Annotated in this window: 15 protein-coding genes; 4 read left to right on the forward strand and 11 right to left on the reverse strand. The window is 48.2% G+C overall.

The genetic code is table 11. The annotated features are described in order from the left end of the window. Window positions 1–71: 71 nt before the first annotated feature. Complete coding sequence (locus FHS56_RS08945) at window positions 72–794, forward strand: SDR family oxidoreductase (protein WP_166919869.1); 723 nt, start codon at window positions 72–74, stop codon at window positions 792–794. Here FHS56_RS08945 and FHS56_RS08950 read toward each other — a convergent pair. Genes FHS56_RS08950 through FHS56_RS08960 form a run of 3 tightly spaced genes read right to left on the reverse strand, consistent with a single transcriptional unit; the run spans window position 780 to window position 4,565 of the window. Beyond that, window positions 780–2,921: a hypothetical protein gene (locus tag FHS56_RS08950; RefSeq protein WP_166919871.1), complete on the reverse strand. Its 2,142-nt coding sequence runs from the start codon at window positions 2,919–2,921 to the stop codon at window positions 780–782. The two genes, FHS56_RS08945 and FHS56_RS08950, sit on opposite strands and share 15 nt — an antisense overlap. Further along, the gene (locus FHS56_RS08955; protein ID WP_166919873.1) at window positions 2,899–4,107 is read right to left on the reverse strand and encodes a BatA domain-containing protein; all 1,209 of its coding nucleotides are present in this window, start codon (window positions 4,105–4,107) and stop codon (window positions 2,899–2,901) included. Before FHS56_RS08955 ends, FHS56_RS08950 begins: the two co-directional genes overlap by 23 nt. Window positions 4,108–4,115: 8 nt before the next feature. Then, window positions 4,116–4,565, reverse strand: a complete 450-nt coding sequence (locus FHS56_RS08960; protein WP_166919875.1) for a hypothetical protein — start codon at window positions 4,563–4,565, stop codon at window positions 4,116–4,118. 68 nt (window positions 4,566–4,633) lie between these two features. On the opposite strand from FHS56_RS08960, the gene FHS56_RS08965 reads away from it, so the two are divergent. Beyond that, window positions 4,634–5,221, forward strand: a complete 588-nt coding sequence (locus FHS56_RS08965; protein ID WP_166919877.1) for a VWA domain-containing protein — start codon at window positions 4,634–4,636, stop codon at window positions 5,219–5,221. Here the strand turns inward: FHS56_RS08965 and rlmB are convergent. The 3 genes from rlmB to FHS56_RS08980 are packed head-to-tail and all read right to left on the reverse strand — an operon-like array spanning window position 5,211 to window position 7,411. Then, on the reverse strand, window positions 5,211–5,975 hold the full coding sequence (gene rlmB, locus FHS56_RS08970; RefSeq protein WP_166919879.1) for a 23S rRNA (guanosine(2251)-2'-O)-methyltransferase RlmB: 765 nt from the start codon (window positions 5,973–5,975) through the stop codon (window positions 5,211–5,213). The two genes, FHS56_RS08965 and rlmB, sit on opposite strands and share 11 nt — an antisense overlap. Window positions 5,976–6,016: 41 nt before the next feature. Continuing rightward, window positions 6,017–6,646, reverse strand: coding sequence for a thioredoxin family protein (locus tag FHS56_RS08975; RefSeq protein WP_166919881.1), 630 nt, complete (start codon window positions 6,644–6,646; stop codon window positions 6,017–6,019). Between the two features lie 33 nt (window positions 6,647–6,679). After that, a complete protein-coding gene (locus FHS56_RS08980) occupies window positions 6,680–7,411 on the reverse strand; it encodes a pyridoxine 5'-phosphate synthase (protein ID WP_166919883.1) in 732 nt (243 codons plus the stop codon). Between the two features lie 75 nt (window positions 7,412–7,486). Between FHS56_RS08980 and FHS56_RS08985 the strand changes: the two genes are divergently transcribed. After that, window positions 7,487–8,398, forward strand: coding sequence for a sterol desaturase family protein (locus FHS56_RS08985; RefSeq protein WP_166919885.1), 912 nt, complete (start codon window positions 7,487–7,489; stop codon window positions 8,396–8,398). Window positions 8,399–8,670: 272 nt separating this feature from the next. Here the strand turns inward: FHS56_RS08985 and gpmI are convergent, their stop codons facing one another. After that, window positions 8,671–10,203 (reverse strand): 2,3-bisphosphoglycerate-independent phosphoglycerate mutase, encoded by a 1,533-nt coding sequence (gene gpmI, locus FHS56_RS08990; protein ID WP_166919887.1) that lies wholly within the window; start codon window positions 10,201–10,203, stop codon window positions 8,671–8,673. 50 nt (window positions 10,204–10,253) lie between these two features. Between gpmI and FHS56_RS08995 the strand changes: the two genes are divergently transcribed. Beyond that, the gene (locus tag FHS56_RS08995) at window positions 10,254–10,763 is read left to right on the forward strand and encodes a DUF4783 domain-containing protein (RefSeq protein ID WP_166919890.1); all 510 of its coding nucleotides are present in this window, start codon (window positions 10,254–10,256) and stop codon (window positions 10,761–10,763) included. A 272-nt stretch (window positions 10,764–11,035) separates the two neighbouring features. On the opposite strand, the gene FHS56_RS09000 is transcribed toward FHS56_RS08995, so the two are convergent. The 4 genes from FHS56_RS09000 to secA form a co-directional block, all read right to left on the reverse strand. After that, window positions 11,036–12,499: a PorP/SprF family type IX secretion system membrane protein gene (locus FHS56_RS09000; RefSeq protein WP_166919892.1), complete on the reverse strand. Its 1,464-nt coding sequence runs from the start codon at window positions 12,497–12,499 to the stop codon at window positions 11,036–11,038. Beyond that, window positions 12,499–14,061, reverse strand: coding sequence for a T9SS type B sorting domain-containing protein (locus FHS56_RS09005; RefSeq protein WP_166919894.1), 1,563 nt, complete (start codon window positions 14,059–14,061; stop codon window positions 12,499–12,501). Before FHS56_RS09005 ends, FHS56_RS09000 begins: the two co-directional genes overlap by 1 nt. A 47-nt stretch (window positions 14,062–14,108) precedes the next feature. Then, window positions 14,109–14,684, reverse strand: a complete 576-nt coding sequence (locus FHS56_RS09010) for an SPOR domain-containing protein (protein WP_166919896.1) — start codon at window positions 14,682–14,684, stop codon at window positions 14,109–14,111. A 76-nt stretch (window positions 14,685–14,760) separates the two neighbouring features. Then, complete coding sequence (gene secA / locus FHS56_RS09015) at window positions 14,761–18,111, reverse strand: preprotein translocase subunit SecA (RefSeq protein WP_166919898.1); 3,351 nt, start codon at window positions 18,109–18,111, stop codon at window positions 14,761–14,763. Window positions 18,112–18,157 lie beyond the last annotated feature (46 nt).

Genomic DNA, 18,157 nt, shown 5'->3' on the forward strand with positions numbered 1-18,157 from the left:
GGCTACCTGTTTAGGTTTGTTTATAAAGTGCAAATCTCGTGCATTCTGTAAGTTTACGAAAAAAAAAGCATATGACACAGCAATTCTCCTCTAAAAGTCTGGTGGTCATCACCGGCGGCACCAAAGGCATTGGGCGCGCTTTGGTAGAGCGCTTTGCTGCCGGGGGCTACGACGTGGCTACCTGCAGTAGAAATCAAAAAGACTTAGAAATGCTTAAAGCGGACATAGAAAGCAGCTATCCAGTACAGTGCCACATCAAACAAGCCGACCTCGGACAAACAGAAGCATGTAACGACTTTGCTCTTTTTGTGAAGCAACTAAACAAGCCTTTGGCTGCCATTATACACAATGCAGCTATCTTTCGTGTGAAAGCACTCATGGAAGAATCGCAGGAGGAACTGCAAGCTATGCTGCAAACCAATGTAATCAGTGCCCACATATTGAACCGACAGCTATTACCCGTTATGATAGAACGCCAGCAAGGACACCTGTTTTTTATTGCGTCTGTAGCCAGTTTACGCGGATTTGACAACTGCGGTGCTTATGTTACTGCCAAGCATGCCTTGTTGGGCATGGCGCGAGCCCTGCGCGAAGAGCTCAAGCCGCTGGGACTAAAAGTAACGACCGTAATGCCCGGCGCTACTTATACCAATAGTTGGGCAGGCATAGACATCGACCAGAAGCGCCTGATGCCTCCCACCGATATAGCCGAAGCCGTATGGGCTGCCTTCAGTCTTTCTGCTCGCAGTGTAGTCGAAGAAATTGTGATTCGTCCACAATTAGGGGACTTGTAAAACACGAGAAAGCGGACGCTGTGGCAAAGCGGGCTGCCGTAGCAAAAGAAACAATTGCTTCAATAAGTATTGCTTACAATCACTACAGGTGGGGTTTTGGCGCAGCTCATCTATTTTTCCAAGCAATTTCATTTGTTGCTCTTCTATAAGTGGCAACTGCAATACCGTTTTCCATAGTGCTTGCGCTTCCATAGTAGAAAGCGGCTTGCCTGTAAGGGAACTAAGCCAGAGCGACTGCCACAATTGCACGAGGGCGTCATAAGAAGGCACTGCTTGTGAAGGGGATACGATGCGCCCGTGGGGTTTCTGTGGCACCTCGTCGGCTTTCGAGAGACGATACTCTTCGCTCAGCGGTGGCAGTTCCACACCGCTTTTACGAACATATACGCGGGACTTCTGCTGAACCATTTTCAAGTATTTCAGCGCCTCATACTGAAAAGGTAGCGCTTGCCGTGGCTTTGCCAAACGAAGGTATTTTTCCGACTCCCACATGGCAGCCAAAGCTTTTTTCAAGGTATCGCGAGTGGCGGGGTCGAGGAAAGTATTTATTTCACTCAAATCATGTAAATGCAGATACTCGTGCAGAAGGTTATCGTGGGGTTCCTGCATGGGTGTATGTGCATGCTCATGGACTTCTTTTTCGTGCTCGTGGTGTTCTTCTCCTGAATCGCCCTCCTCCTTTTCTTCATGTGGTGCATGCACTGCAGCGGGCGTTAAATAATCCTCTTCGCCTAAAAACTTGCCATAGCGCATGCGCAAAGCTTTTTGGTCAAAGGCAATATTTTGTGCCTGCCAGCGAAACAAAGAGTCGGTCAGATGTTTGCTCTTTTTCAACAACTCCTCGGTGTCTATGATGATTTGGCGTTGGCTTCGGAAGTATTCAGGCAGCCGATTCATTCCTACCCCAAGCCCTTCGGCGCTGAGCCATTGAGTGGTAGTATCTTCCAACATCAGACGCAGCACAGGCAATTGTGCGATTTGAGCATTCGGCTTTTTGTTATCACGTATCCACACGCTTACGAAGAGCTCATCGCCCCAAGTGGCGCCCCAAGCCAGTGGTCTCAGCTCCAACAAAGCCCGCTGATGCCGTTTACTCATTACCGTAACCGCAAGGGGCAAAGTTTTTTCATAGAAGCTTAGCTGTTCACCCGAACCGCGGACAATGGTCAAAGTTGCTTGTATTGACTCAATGCCAAAATCATCAAATGCCTCCAAAGACCATCGATAAATAGGTAAAGCTTGTGGGGTATAAGGCACGAAAACATCGGTATGAGCGGGCGCAACCCATCGCCCGCGGGGCATGCTGTCGGGGCGTATGGTTATTTGCCGGGTGAGGGCAACATACAAACTGTCGTGATAGAGCAAATGCAGTTGATACAAACCACTCTTTGCAGGGCGCCAGCGCAAAGTATAGTGCTTAGCTGTATTGGCACGCAAAGGCAAGGAATCTGTGAAATTAAACAATAAATAAGCAGCCTGTACACTATCAGACAGGCTTACCTTCAAATGAAGGTCGCTGCCTTCCACCACCTGAAAGTTTGCCTGCGTTTCACGCGTCAGAAGCTTGCCCGTATATGCTGGCGGGAATACCACCCACTCCGTAGCTACTGATAAATCACCTCGCTGCGAAGATATTGTAGCGCTTTCCTGCAATGAAAAACTTTTCTTTTTTAGTGCCAAAGGCTCATGCATACTCCATACTATCAACAAAGACAGCAAGCACACTCCACTCCACAGCGCCACTCCATAACGACTGCGTGGATAAGGCAAGGTATCGATTGCCTGTACACGAGGCTGTATGCGCTCGAGCAGCAAGTGGTAATAGGGCGTTCTGTTGGGCAGCAGCAAAAAATGAAGGCTATACTCCAAGAAAGGATAGGTCTTGTGCAGTTCTTCTATGAGAGCTCGGTAGGAGAGGTATTTCTTGGGCGGATATGCCCCGGCAAAAGCAATCAATGCCAAAGCGGCAATGCCCACGAGCCAATACCCTGTGGGCACTTCAAGTGCGTATGCCCAAGCGGCTGCCCCTCCTGTGATGCTGAGTGTCCAGCCTAAGGCATGCATACAGTAGCGAAGCAAGCGCCTTTGTCGCAAATACTGCAATTTATCCCGTACCTCTTTGCTCATAAATAAACCAGCATAAATCGATAACGCACAAAACAAGGGCAAGCCACAAAAGGCAAGGCGCCAGAGCAACCGAGCGTTGTGCCTGCATGCTGCCACTCTGGGCAGCAGAAAGCCAAACGGGCGGCGTAACCGACGTTTCCGGAACATGTCCATGACGCCGGAGTGCTTCGCGCCACAACTCCAGTTTCAAGAGTTCATACTCATCGCCCGGCAAGTTCTTGGGCAAGCAGCTTAGCGTCCAGTGTTGTCTCTGTTTGGAAAGACACCACGCACCGACGGGCAACGATTGTTTGCACACAGTAAAATACTGCCCTACCCAAGGCGGGCGCTCGCTCCACCATACATCTACTGTCGGCAACTGCTTGCTTTCTTCTGCCAGGCGACAGATAACTTCTACCTTACATTGGCGAAATGCCTCCTCAAAAAACTGCTGCCATTGCAAAGTATCACGCGCCGTGGAAGCATCGTACACCACTACCAAAGAAAGTGTGTAAGGCTGTTGCTGAGCGATGCCTTCTGTTTGAAAAGAAAGCAGCGGATAGGAGGTCTTTTGGGTATAGAAGTTGTTTTCTACACGGAAAACGGTATCACTGTAATCGGGCAGCAAGAAGTGCCACCGCACCTTGTTTTGTACAGCCGGTAGCATATCGCCCCAACGACTGCCTTCAAGCCCGACAATCACATGCACCGGGCGCTGAGTAGCCAAGCTGTCGAGCAAGGGGGCAAAAAGAGCATAATCGAAAGCAATTGTTTCTTCGTCCTTGCCTTTAAGCAGTTGTTTCAAGCGGGGAAAACCATGTGCCAAGAGGCGCACTTCTGCTTCCTCGTCGCTTTGTCTGAGCGAATCGACCAGACGATGCAAAGCGGCATAGTCATAAAAAGACTTAGCCAACACATCATGGCTTATTACAATCCACGAGGCTTGCTTTTTGGTATCGGTCTCATAGCGCCACACCGGCTGTGCCAATGCCAATGCCAAGCATGCAGTAAACAACATGCGTAGCATTAAACGAAGCTTATCTTGCAGTTGGAAAGTCCGAAAACGCTTACTTTCTTTCTCTTCGAAAAAGCGAAGCGTACCTATTGGTACCTCCTTAGCTTGGCGTTTATTTAGCCAATGGATAGCCACGGGCACCATCACCGCCCCCAGTGCCCATAACCAAGAAGTTGCCATCCATTGCAACATAAAGACTTTTAGTTTTTACGTTTCAAGATGATAACGCTGCCACTGCGGTCAAAGTTGTGCCAACGCATTTGCTGTGCCGAGCAATCGACAGGTACACGCAGTCGCTTCTCCTTTTTTAGGATTGGTACAGCAAAAACCAACTCCAAACGCGGCGGCAACAGACGACGGCGCCAACGCCCATGCACCAAACGCAGCTTGTTCAAAAAAAGCCACTCAAAATAGCCGTCATCATGCAAAACAAGTGTAAACTGACCAGCCGACTGACGGGCAAGCCCTTCCCACGCAGCCTCTTCTACCCCAAACAAGCGCAATACAAACAAAGCATCGCTCACGCGCTGCAGGTGTTTATTCTCTATCTGTTGAAGCTGCCAGTGCCCCTGCCAGCGGCGTGGATACGGGCGGCAACCCCACAGCAGAATAAAAAGTAAAACAAAACAAATGAAAGTGGATAGACGCATAAGCCGATTTTCAATTATTTTTGTATTTTTTCGGTAAACAGCTGAAACAACCAAAATACAGATTAAAAATGAAATGCACCCTCATATTAGACAAAAGTGGCTCCATGATTATCCGGGACCAAAAAGGTGGGCGTTCCCGTTGGGAAGCATGCAAAGAGGCTATCATCGCTTTGGCGTATAAATGCGAAGAAAAAGACCCCAACGGCATGACGCTCTACACCTTTTCAGGGCGCTTCAAGCGCTATGATAACGTAACGGCTACCCGTGTTACCGAAGTATATGAAGAAAACGAACCGGGCGGAGGCACCGACCTTGCCGCCGTGCTTCAAGATGCCCTTAGCGAAGTAGAAAACCGCTGGGCAGCCGGCAGCACCAGCCGCGAGCTCATTTTGGTGGTTACCGACGGCGAACCCGATGACCACCAAGCCGTAGTAAACACTATCATAAATTTTTCGCAGAAAGTCAAAAGCCGAATGGACATAGCCATTTCGTTCATACAAGTAGGTACCGACCCAGCGGCTACCGCATTTCTCAAAGCCTTAGACGATGATTTGGTAAAAGCCGGTGCTGCCCACGATATTGTGGACACAGTTACGCTCGAAGAAATGGAAGAGTACTCCCTCACTCAAATCATGGAAAAGGCATTTACCGATTAGCTTCACTGTTGTCGCGTTGGCGCAAGGCTTCATAAAGCACCACCCCAGCCGACACAGACACATTCAGCGAAGACACCTTCCCGCGCATCGGTATTTTTGCAAAGGCATCTGCCAGTTCAAGCAACTCACGTGAAATGCCTTTTTCTTCTGAGCCCAATATAATGACAGAAGGGAGGCGGTAATTCACCGCATAATGCGGGCTGTTTTCCTTTTCGGTGCAGGCTACCAACTGCAAGCCGCTGTCTTTCAAAAAACGAGCCGTTTTCACAAGGCTTTGCACTCGGCACACAGGTACATGCATCAAAGCCCCCGCTGAGGTCTTCACTGCTTCTTGGTTGATGCGTGCAACGCCTTTTTCGCCTATAATGATGGCGTGCACCCCCACCGCCTCTGCAGTACGGGCTATAGCCCCGAAGTTACGCACGTCGTTCACTTTGTCCAGCATCAATAAGAGAGGCACCTCGCCACGTCCGAAGGCTGCGTCTAAGATATGCTCCAAATTGGCAAAGGCAATGGGCGCCATAAACGCCAAAACGCCTTGATGACTGCCCTTAGATACTAATTGTTGTATTTTGGAACGCGGCACCCGCAGCACCGGAATACCATGCGCACGAGCCGCTTGCCATAAAGCCTGTAGCTGTGAAGACTTGCCCCCTTCCTGCTGCACCCATATTTTATCGATGCTCTGCCCTGCCTCTATAGCTTCAAGTACGGCATGAAAACCATAAATCAATTCCAGCTGTTCTTTTTCCATAAAGATGTATTTGGCGACACAAGTTAGTAAAATCCGCCCGCTTACAAGGAAGCCGGCGTTCCCTGTGCCCATGCTGTTATCAATCGTTTCATTTCTGCCTGCAGATGTGCCCCTTTATCGTCGGCGTACCATTTATGCAGTCTTTCAGCAAACTGCCAGAAATCGCTGGTAGGATTGGCTTTGTAAGCTGTTACCATTTCTTGTGCCGGTTGAGGGCGCGGTCCCCAAGTGCCCATCTCTTCCCAGTCGCTTTTACGAATACAAATGAGCTTAGGGATGGCACGTCCGCCATTCGTTAGATAGTGGTCCATGACTTCCGGATGTTCATCACGCAACAAGAGACGCAGCTCAATACGTGGATTTTCCTTGGTCATCAAATAAAAGAAAGGCACATTCTGAGCAGCATCGCCACACCAAGGTTCAGTAAGCACTACCCAATACCATTTGTCGCGTACTGAATGCAACAGCTGCCGCAATTCATCTTCTATCTTTCCTATTTGGTGAATACGCTCCATCCGACGGCGGTTCATGCGCGTGTAATGCACCATTTCTTCGCTCTGATTGTCGCCGGTGGTTTTACCTTGTGCCAACAGCTCATCCATAAAATGGACATAGTCTTCGTAAGCAAAAGCTTTTTCAAGCAAATCCGGTGAGATGATTGTGTTTTTCATAAGGAAAAAAAGAGTAAGGAGTTTAGAAAAAAATCAGGCTTGGCGCCCCAACCGACGCAAATACAATTGTACGGTATTTTCCAAGCCGAGGTAGAGCGCATCGCTAATCAGAGCATGTCCTATAGACACCTCGTCCAAAAACGGAATTTGCTCTTTCAGGAATGCCAAATTCTCAAGGTTTAAATCATGCCCGGCATTCAAGCCCAAGCCAAGGTCACGCGCTGCAGCAGCTGCTTTTAAGTAGGGCGCAATGGCAGCCTCCCTGTCTTGCGGATACAAGCGGGCATAAGGCTCGGTATAAAGCTCTACGCGGTCAGCGCCTACACGAGCAGCCCCTTCTACCATTCGTTCGTCGGGGTTCACAAATATAGACACGCGAATGCCTGCTTTTTTAAGGCGTTCTACCACTTTCTTCAAAAAAGCGGCATGGGTCACAGTATCCCATCCGGCATTGGAAGTGAGTGCATCGGGCGGGTCAGGCACCAAAGTTACCTGTGTAGGCTTTACCTCCAACACCAAATCCATAAAACGTTCAATAGGATTGCCCTCTATGTTAAATTCGGTCGTCAATACTTTCTTCAAAGCGTACACGTCGGCATAACGAATGTGGCGCTCATCAGGGCGAGGGTGTACCGTAATGCCATCAGCACCAAATGACTCGATGTCTATGGCGGCTTGAATCACATTGGGCACGTTGCCTCCACGTGCATTGCGCAACGTAGCTATTTTGTTGATGTTTACACTGAGTTTGGTTTCTTTTGTCATGTGTACGTTCCTTCTTTTATTGTTTTTTTCGTACCTTTAAACAACAAAGTTAGTTGCTTAAAAAGTTTTTCCACTATGGACTGGGGCACAATCATCGAGCAAATCAGTGGATTCAACGACCCGGTTACCTATGCCATTCCGGTGTTTATACTGCTCATGACAGTGGAAATATGGATAGACATAAAAGAAAAACTTCAACTCTACGAACTCAAAGAGGCAGCTGCCTGCATAGCCATGGGCTTGGGCTCTTTGGTCATCAACCTGTTTGTAAAGGCTTTTTATTTTTACCTTTTCTGGAAAATCTATGAACACACCGGCTTTTTCAAAGAATATTTGAGTTTTACAACTTTGGGATGGGTTTTGCTGCTTTTTGCCGACGACTTCTCGTTTTACTGGCATCATCGGCTCAGTCATGAAGTTCGTTTGCTGTGGGCAGCCCACTCCAACCATCACTCATCGCAAGACTACAACTTTGCCGTAGCCCTGCGCCAAAGCTGGACCGAAGGATTTTACAAGTTTTTGTTCTATGCTTGGCTGCCTGTGCTGGGCTTTCATCCTTTGATGATATTTAGCATGGCATCTATCAGCCTGATTTATCAGTTCTTTTTGCACACACAAGTAGTGAAAAAACTGCCGGCATGGATTGAGTTTGTATTCAATACACCTTCACACCACCGGGTGCATCACGGTGTGAACTTGCAGTATTTGGACAAGAACCATGCGGGTATTTTTATTATTTGGGACCGTTTGTTTGGCACTTTCGAAGCCGAACAAGAGCCCGTAATCTATGGACTAACCAAAAACATCAACACCCAAAACCCTGTGAAGATAGCCACTGCCGAATTCAAGGCTTTATGGGACGACATCCAGCGCGCACCCACTTGGAAAGACAAACTTAAATACATCTTTTATCCACCGGGCTGGAGCCACAACGGCAGCAGCCTGACGGTAAAAGAAATGATGCGACAACAGAGAAAGGCAACTTAGTAGTTAAAGCAGTGTAGCCGGGTTTTTCATCATCGAAAAATCGGCGGGCGGCTGTCATGGCTTTTTGAAAGTATGACTTAAAAATGAAGGCAGGCTTTACCCTTCGCCTTATTGCTGAAATTCCTCGCTCCAACAAATGAGATTCGGAATGAGAGGCTGCATTTTTGAGAAATGACAACGAGCATCAGCTGGAGTTTATCTTTAAGTTTTTCCTCGAAAAAATAAAAGGCAGGCGCTTGTACCTGCCTTTTTATACACGGTAATGTAAAACCTTAACTTACGACTTCTTTTTCCAGCAAAGAAGACTCTGTCATCTCTTCGGGGGCTTCCAAGCCCATCAGGTCCAAGATGGTGGGTGCCACATTGCCTAAAATACCGTCTTTTAAAGTGCCCTTAAAGTTCTCATCTACCAGTACACAAGGAACCAAATTGGTAGTATGCGCTGTATTGGGGCTGCCGTCTTCGTTTATCATGTACTCGGCATTGCCGTGGTCGGCAATAATCAGGGGGGTATAGCCATGCTTCAGGGCTACTTCTACTACCGCCTTGGTACACTCATCTACTACCTCACACGCTTTCACTGCTGCTTCGAACACGCCGGTATGTCCCACCATATCGGGGTTGGCAAAGTTCAAACAAATAAAGTGCGCTTCTTCTTTTGCGAGCTCTTCGATGATGGCATCGCGCACCTCATAGGCACTCATTTCGGGCTTCAAGTCGTAGGTAGGCACCTTGGGCGAAGGGCATAGGATACGCTTTTCGCCTTCGAAAGGCTCTTCACGCCCGCCCGAAAAGAAAAAGGTAACATGCGGATATTTTTCTGTTTCGGCAATGCGTATTTGCTTGAGTCCTGCCTTGGCTATCACCTCTCCCAAAGAGTTTTGGATATTGTCTTTTTCAAAAATCACCTTCACCCCCTCGAAAGTATCGTCATAGGGCGTCATGGTTACATAGAAAAGCGGCATTTTGTACATGGCATAGTCCAGAAAATCCTGCTGCGTCAGTGCCATGGTTATCTGGCGTCCACGGTCGGTTCGGAAGTTGAAACAACACACGGCATCTTCGGGCTGAATGCAAGCCAAGGGGCGGTTTTGCTCATCGACACACACCATGGGCTCAAGGAATTCATCGGTGATGCCTTCTTCATAAGAAGCCTGTATTGCTGCCAAAGGGTCATGAACGGGCTGCCCGATACCATGTACCAGTAGGTCATAAGCTTTTTTTACCCTCTCCCAACGCTTGTCGCGGTCCATGGCATAGTAGCGCCCAACGACGGAAGCCAAGCGGGCACCTGTCTGACGACAATGCGCCAAAAGGTCTGCTATAAAATGCACACCGCTTTTTGGGTCAGTATCGCGTCCATCGGTAAAGGCATGCACGAATACGGCGATGCCTTCATTGCGCAAGATAGTCATCAAGGCTTTAAGGTGTTCGATGTGAGCATGCACACCGCCATCGGAAACCAAACCGATAAGATGCGCCGGTTTTTGGCGACTCTTACAGTAAGCTATCAACTCTTGCACAGCAGGACGTGTAGCCAGCGTGCCATCTTCAATGGCTTTGTTGATTCGCACCAAGTCTTGATAGACAATCCGCCCTGCACCAATGTTCATATGTCCCACTTCGGAATTTCCCATTTGCCCTTCGGGTAAGCCCACTGCCAAGCCCGAAGCCTGAAGCTTGCTTTTGGGGTAGTGTTTCATCATATGGTCAAAAAAGGGGGTATTGGCTTGTGCGATGGCTGATACCTCCGGCTTATTGCCCAGCCCCCAGCCATCGAGGATGATAAGGATTACCTTTTTCATGAGGCAGGATTTGGTTTGGTTGCTGAAACTCATACAAATATACGCTACCTATGCCAAATTTTTTGTTTATTGTTCTTCCTTTTGAATTGCATTGGTATGATTTTAGCCCTTCTATTGAAGAAGTCATCATCACGAAAAAAGTAATCCCCATGGCAATGCCTAAAATCATCATTTTACTATTTGGATTTTTCCTTTTCCGGGGTGAGGCAGTGGATTACTCTCAACAAAACACTGTACTGGAGGAAATAGAGCGTACTTTTCGAATAGGTAGTGCCCGCGAGCTCGCGCGTTATTTCAATGAAGTAGTAGAATTATCCATCAATGACAGCCGCGCAAGTTACAGCAAAAGCCAAGCGGAGTTTATCATGCGCGATTTTTTTAAGAATTACCCCCCAAAAAGTGACGGAGTAGAAGTCTTCCATCAAGGAAGCTACAATCAATCGTTGGTGTACAGTATTTTACGCTATCGTTCTTCGCAACGAACATTCCGAGTATTCATCAAATTGAAAGAATACCGCCAACGTTACCTCATAGACAGCATCACCATATCGGAAGAATAGGAGAGAAATTTCTTTGAATTGAGAACGGAAAATAAGTCAGAGCGAAGAAGCGTGTGCTTTTCATCTTTGTGCTTTGGGGTTTTCCTCTTGTCGTTTCGAGCACAAGCGAAAGATTTCATTGGTTCTTAACTTGTTGTGCTTGAGGTCTCTCACTTGCTTCGCTCGTTCGAGATGACATAGTGCGTGAGATAAAAAATCACAAGGCTACGTTTCTCGCAGTGAGAAATAGCAGAGAATAGCGATATGATTTTGGCAGCAATCGGTATCCATGCTCACAACAGTGGCACCAACACTACCCGTCGGTTCAGGTGGCGCCCTGCTTCGGTGTCATTGGTAGCTACGGGTTTGCGGTCAGCCATAGCATCCACTATCATACGTTTTTCTTCTACGCCGTGTGCTTTTAAGAAAGTACGGACAGCATAGGCACGTTCCATCGACAACTTTTCATTTCCCATTTCTTCCCTGAATGAGCAGGTATGCCCTTCGATTTTTAACAATATCTCGGGATGCGCCTGAAGTACTTCAGCCACTTGAATTAGCTGTTTCTTGGCAGAATCAGACAATTGACTGCTTCCCTGCTCAAAATAAATATTGCTGCGTAAGATGTCTTTTTCAGCCTCGGTCAATGCCGGGCGTTCCTTATGAGGTTTTACTTCTACGGGTTCACGTGTAAATACTATCACTTTGGGGTTTTCTTCGTGTGAGGGTACCGGCTGCCTGCGTGCCACCGACAAATGACGGCGCTGTTTTTTTTTCTTCAATTCAAAAGGCTTGGTCCATGCCACGCCAAGTTCAAAGGCAGTAGGATAGCCTTTTTTTCCCATATTCACATCATAGCTAAATGAAATTTGGTATTCTGCCTGTCGAAGGCTGAGGCTGCCCATCAAGTAGCTTCCCTGCCACCAAGCGGCAATACTCATTGCCCCCTCTGTGAAAGCAGGATTCAAAGCTGGGAAGTCGTGGTAGTACTCTGCCCCCACGCGCCACTGTTGATTGCCGGCTTGGTAGGTCCAACGTATGGAAGGCATAAGAGCAGCCGTGCGGTTACTCCACCCCCGCACATTCAAAGAAACAAACAAGCGGGAAGGAAGCAAAAACGGTTCTTTGTAAAAAGATACATTGGGTTGATTCAAAGCCAGCGCACTCACACCAAACTCAAAGAGGGGCGTTTTTTCCTGCGCCCGCTGCCTTCGAATGATAAGCCCCGATTGAATGGAAGGATATCTTACCTGCAAACGACTGAAGTCTTCACCGCTTAAAGAAGGTTCGCCCAACACACCATTCAGATACTGATACTCGGTGGTAATCTTACCTTCTTCTATGCGCCGTAGAAAATAAGCAGCCTGCATGCCAAAACTCAATTTGGTTTCTTCGCTCAGGGGCATGGCATACGCCAGCGAAAGCGCAATGCCGGTATTCTTGTATATCGAAGTGTTACCCAACTGTTCTTGCATGAAAGCCAAACCTACCCCTCCCCAGTGGCGAGTTTGGTCTTGACTGAATATCGGATATTGAAACTGAAAAGAAGGTAGGCGCAGACTATAGCCATCCCCTATGTATTGCTGCCTGTAAAGCAAATGAGCCGCTCCCTTTAACTCACTCCCTACCGATGCCGGATTTATCCATGAAGAAACGGGCTTCTGGAGAGTAAATAATTCTGCTTGTGCGTGTGCCTTTTTAAGGAAAAAAAAACAGACACACAGCAGAACTCCTCCTATCGACAGCAGTCGTGCCATCAGCGAATCAAGGTTAGCACACCGTGGGTTTTACCCTCTACAGTCAAAGGCGCTCCACTGCGAAAAGTTCCTTCTATTTGCCAAAAATACACATCGGGGGGCTGTGGCACGCCTTGATGGGTACCATCCCATCCTTGTTGCATGGCTGTGGTGATGTCAGATGTTTCGAAGAGAAGCACACCTTGTTTGTTGTAAATGCGAAGGTGCACGCTTGCCACCCCACTGCCTAACAAACGAAAGACATCGTTTTTTCCATCGCCATTAGGTGAAAAGAGGGTGGGCAAGAACAAACGCTCTTGCGGGCGAGGTTGCACTTCCAAGCGCAGCGTATCCGACGAACGGCAACCGTAATTATTTTCGCCTATCACTACCACTTCGATGCCTTCAATTGCTTTGATTCGTGCTTCACTGCCTACCGTATCGCCAAGTATAAAGGCTGCGGGCGACCAGTAATAAAATTCTGCCCCAGTGGCTTTCAACGTTATGGTATCCCCTTCAAATACAGGGGCAGGTGGTTTGTTAATCTTCACTTTGGGCACTGGCAATAGGCTTGCTTGCACGGGCTGCCGGATACTTTCACAGCCCTGCCATACCCAACTGACATAAAGCGTTGTATTTTTTTCCAAGCGTTCTATTCGGAAGGTGGCTTCTGTATAAGGTGCTCCTTCGGAGGTTGTCAGCGGGTTTGTTGCCGAAGGGCTGTTATACCACAAGAAGTAGCCTTCCACTTGCTGAGGTAACAACTCTATGGGGGCAGTTGCTTGCAAAAAGCAGGGTTCTCCGGGGCAGGCTGCTCCCTGCACCGTAGCCGGTGGGGGTACTCCCGTCGAGAAGCGCCAGGTGTCAGGGTCGTTGATGCCTACAAAAGGCACCCCTCCCGGAGCATAAAAAGCAGCCGTATCAACCAGTATGTAGTATTCCTGCAATGCTTCCAAATTGAAGGGCAGCACATAGCGCACTTTCTTGTTATCGACGATTTGCCCTGCCGCCGCTGCCCAAACGTGTAGCGTATCTTTGTATTTGAGCAAGTAGAGGTTTCCGCTTCCCAAACTCGGATAGTTCTCAAATTCAATTTCAAAGACGGGTCGCAAAGGAATGCAAGAGCTATACGGACTTTTGAGAGTATAAAACAAAAGAGAACTACGGGTAGAAAAACGCCAACGGTTGTTGTTTACTATACCTTGAAAAACATTCCCTTGATTCCCTATTACCGCACCGGGAGTTACCTTCACCCATACTTCTGTATTCAGTGGCAACATCTCCGGCAAGTTGATAAACAAACGCTTACCTTCAACCCACACCGCTTCACTCATCACATCTATTTCTTGTAACACAGCGTTCGAAGGGTAGGCATAAAAAATAATTCTCCCGCTTCCTTTCCGGATGGAGTCGTTAAACTCCATCCAATAGATGGCATTGGGGTGTGCATTACGGGTTCGGTGGGCAGGATAGGTTGCTACTACATCAAGCCCTCCTGCCAGAGCAATGGGTATCCCCCAACATACTACCAAGCACAATTGATAAAACAAATTCACTCCCGCATTTATTTTCAGTCTGTTCAAGTCCTATTGTTTAATTCCAGAAGCAGAAGAAAAGTAAAGGGTAAGGCTCAGTCGGTATCCTTCTTGGCTTCGCGCTGTTTGCGAATAAGTATCAGGTCGTCTTCGGTTGCTTCGGTGATAATCACCACCCGATCGGGTACCACAATGGAAGTAGGGAAATAACGCTTGGCTACTTTATAGAACTCATTTGCCTCTTCGCGGGTGGCAAAATCGCCCACTTTCACCCTGTACTTAGGGCGGCTATACTCAAAGTACACCTCATAATCCGGATGGAAGAGGCTATAACATTTGTTTTTTGCGTTTACGGCTTCGTTTCTGTCCGGCGACACAAACACTTCTACCCTGTATCCGGGCATTTCCTTACGCACCAAAATGCGTTTGTAAAAAGACAGTGCTCTAAAAATGGTCTCTGTGTGTTGGTGCGAAAAAACCTTTTCTGCGGATACACGCATCTTCTGCCCATCAGCAAGCAGCTGCTCAGGTTCATAGATATACACTGGGCGCAGCTTGTTCAGCAGGGTATCTATGACTAGCTCCTTACGCTCGTTGTGTTTTTGTGTTCTAGCGTTGGACGCACAGCCCAAAAGGGTGGCAACAAAGGCAATAAACAATAAATGGCGCATAAACATAGCGTTTGAGAATCAGACACTAATCTATAAAAAAGAAGCAACCGGTAGTTACCGGCTGCTTTCAGACTTGCTACTCTTCAATAATCACACAACGATTGTTCAAAATATCCTGCTCCACTTTTTTGTACTTCACATCTTTGACTACCCGCCCGTCATGATAGCGTACCGTCACCTTGTCGTTCCGCCCAATGATTTTGGTAGATTGAATGGGAGCTGTTCTTTGCACGGGTGAGGGCTCGTGTGCTTGGGGCTGGTCGTTCAGACTTGAAGGCTTTTGCGCTTGCAATTTAGGTGTCTTTTCACGGGGCTGTCTTGCCTCACGCACTTCGGTGGGTGCCTGTGGCAAAGTAGCTTTCATCAAGAAGCTCGTTACATCGCGATTGATGCGGGAAAGCAATTCTTTGAAAAGCTCAAATGCTTCGAACTTGTAAATGATGAGCGGGTCTTTTTGCTCGTGCACTGCCATTTGCACCGACTGACGCAAGTCATCCATCTCGCGCAGGTGCTCTTTCCACTCTTGGTCGATGAGCGCCAACACGGTGGTTCGCTCCAACGCCCGAATGAGTTCTTTCCCTTCGGTTTCTACAACCTTCGCAAAATCAGCCGCAATACGAATCAGTTTTTTATGGTCAGTAAAGACAATCTCTATATTGCGTACGGTATCGCCTATCTCCTCGTATTTTTCTTTCAGGAAAGGCATAATCTGCCGCAGCAGACGCTGATTTTTTTCATCATAATGAGCACGGACTTGTGCATACAGTTTTCGAACCAAGGCAGGAATGTCCTCACGTTCAAACTCTTCGGCAGTAATATTGGGTTCAAACCCGAAAGTAGCAATCACTTCCAACTTAAAGTCTTCATAAGACTCTTGGGCTTTCAATGCCTCTACAATTTCTCGACACAAGCCGGCAAACATCTGGTTAATATCCAAATCTAAGCGCTCACCGAAAAGGGCATGCCGGCGGCGCTTATAGATGTGCTCGCGCTGCACGTTCATCACATCATCGTACTCGAGCAGTCGCTTGCGAATGGCAAAGTTGTTCTCTTCTACCTTTTTTTGCGCCCGCTCAATAGACTTAGTTACCATGCTGCTTTGAATCACCTCATTTTCGTCCATCCCCATGCGGTCCATGACTTTGGCGATGCGGTCTGAGCCAAACAAACGCATGAGGTTGTCTTCCAAGCTGACGAAGAATTGCGAAGAACCGGGGTCGCCTTGACGCCCGGCACGTCCGCGCAGCTGACGGTCTACCCGGCGCGACTCGTGGCGCTCGGTACCGATGATAGCCAAACCACCGGCGGCTTTGGCTTCAGGCGACAGCTTGATGTCAGTACCACGTCCCGCCATGTTGGTAGCGATAGTAACAGTACCTACTTGCCCGGCATTGGCAACAATTTCAGCCTCTCGCTGATGGTGCTTGGCGTTCAATACCTGATGCGGTATTTTACGCAGCTGCAGCATACGGCTAATAATTTCAGACATTTCTACCGAGGTAGTACCTACCAGAACAGGACGCCCTTTGGCACGCATCTCCTCAATTTCGGCAATCACGGCATTGAGCTTAGCGCGCATGGTCTTATAGACTTTATCGGGGCGGTCATCCCGGATTACCGGCTTATTGGTAGGAATCACCACCACATCTAAACCATAGATTTCGCGAAACTCGTCGGCTTCGGTTTCTGCCGTACCGGTCATGCCTGCCAGCTTGTGATACATGCGGAAGTAGTTCTGCAGGGTAATGGTGGCATAGGTCTGGGTGGCGTCCTCTATTTTTACGTTCTCTTTGGCTTCTAAGGCTTGATGCAAGCCGTCGGAATATCGACGCCCCTCCATGATGCGCCCGGTCTGTTCATCCACAATTTTCACCTTGCCCTCGTCGATGATATAATCGACGTCTTTTTCAAAGAGACAGTAGGCTTTCAACAATTGGTTAACGGCATGGATGCGCTCCGACTTGGCTTTATAGTCTTCAATGAGCGCTTCTTTTTTTTCTACTTTTTCTTGTGGCGAGAGTGCCGAGTCGTTTTCAATTTTGGCTATTTCGGTGCCTATATCGGGCAACACAAAGAAGTGGGGGTCTTCGCCTGCTTTGGTGATGGCTTCCAAGCCCTTTTCGGTCAGTTGCACGAGGTTGTTTTTCTCGTCGATGGTGAAAAAGAGCGGGGCATCGGCTTCGGGCATCAACTTAGAGTTTTCTGCCAAATAGATGGCTTCGGTTTTTTGCAATATCTTTTTAATGCCCGGTTCACTCAAATACTTAATCAAAGGACGGTACTTGGGCAAGCCACGATAGGCGCGAAACAGAGCCAATCCACCTTCTTTAGTATCACCGGCTTCTATTTTCTTCTTGGCTTCGTTGAGGAATTGGGTTACCAAACGGCGCTGTTCATTGACCAGTGCCTCCACCCGGGGCTTATAGGTGCGGTAAAGCTCCGATTGGTCCCCTTTGGGGATAGGTCCGGAAATGATAAGGGGCGTACGGGCTTCGTCGATAAGTACCGAGTCCACCTCATCGACGATAGCATAGTGGTGCCCGCGTTGCACCAGTTCTTCGGGGTAGCGCACCATGTTGTCGCGCAGATAGTCAAAGCCAAATTCGTTGTTGGTGCCGTAGGTAATATCGGCTTCGTAGGCGCGACGACGCATGATAGAGTGTGGCGGGTGCTTGTCGATACAGTCCACGCGTAAGCCATGGAATTCATAGAGCGGTCCCATCCACTCGGCGTCGCGGCGGGCAAGGTAGTCGTTCACCGTAACCAAATGCACGCCCTTCCCTGCCAATGCATTCAGGAAAATGGGCAAGGTAGCCACCAGTGTTTTACCTTCACCGGTTGCCATTTCGGCTATTTTGCCTTGATGCAACACCACCCCACCAATGAGCTGCACGTCGTAATGTACCATATCCCAAGTAATGCGGTTGCCGGCAGCTTCCCATGAGTTCTTCCAATAAGCCTTATCGCCTTCAATGCGCACATAGTCTTTGGTAGCAGCCAGCTCACGGTCAAAGTCAGTGGCAGTTACCTCCAACTCTTCGTTTTCCTTGAAGCGGCGAGCCGTTTCTTTCACAATAGCAAAGCCTAACGGCAAGCACTCGTCGAGCACTTTTTCGAGATGCTGCAAACTCGCTTTTTCTATTTCGTCTATCTGACGGAAGATTTCTTCTTTTTGAGACAAATTTTGTTCTGGCAAAGCAGCTGCTTGTTCTCGCAGCTTTTGTATTTGTTGCTCATAAGGTGCGAGCTGCTCTCGTATGCGCGCTTGAAGCTCGCGTGTTTTGGCACGCAGCTCGTCGTTGCTCAAAGAGAAAAGTTTATTATACTCGGCATTGATTTTTTCGACGTAGGGAAGCAGTTTTTTCAGGTCCCGCTCCTTCTTAGAGCCAAAGAGGGCGCTTAGCGCTTTTTCAACAATATTAGACATCGCCTATTCAAATTTTGAATTTCGTTCTTTTATTAAAATTAAACAC

Source organism: Thermonema lapsum (assembly GCF_011761635.1).
GTDB classification, from domain to species: Bacteria; Bacteroidota; Bacteroidia; order Cytophagales; family Thermonemataceae; genus Thermonema; species Thermonema lapsum.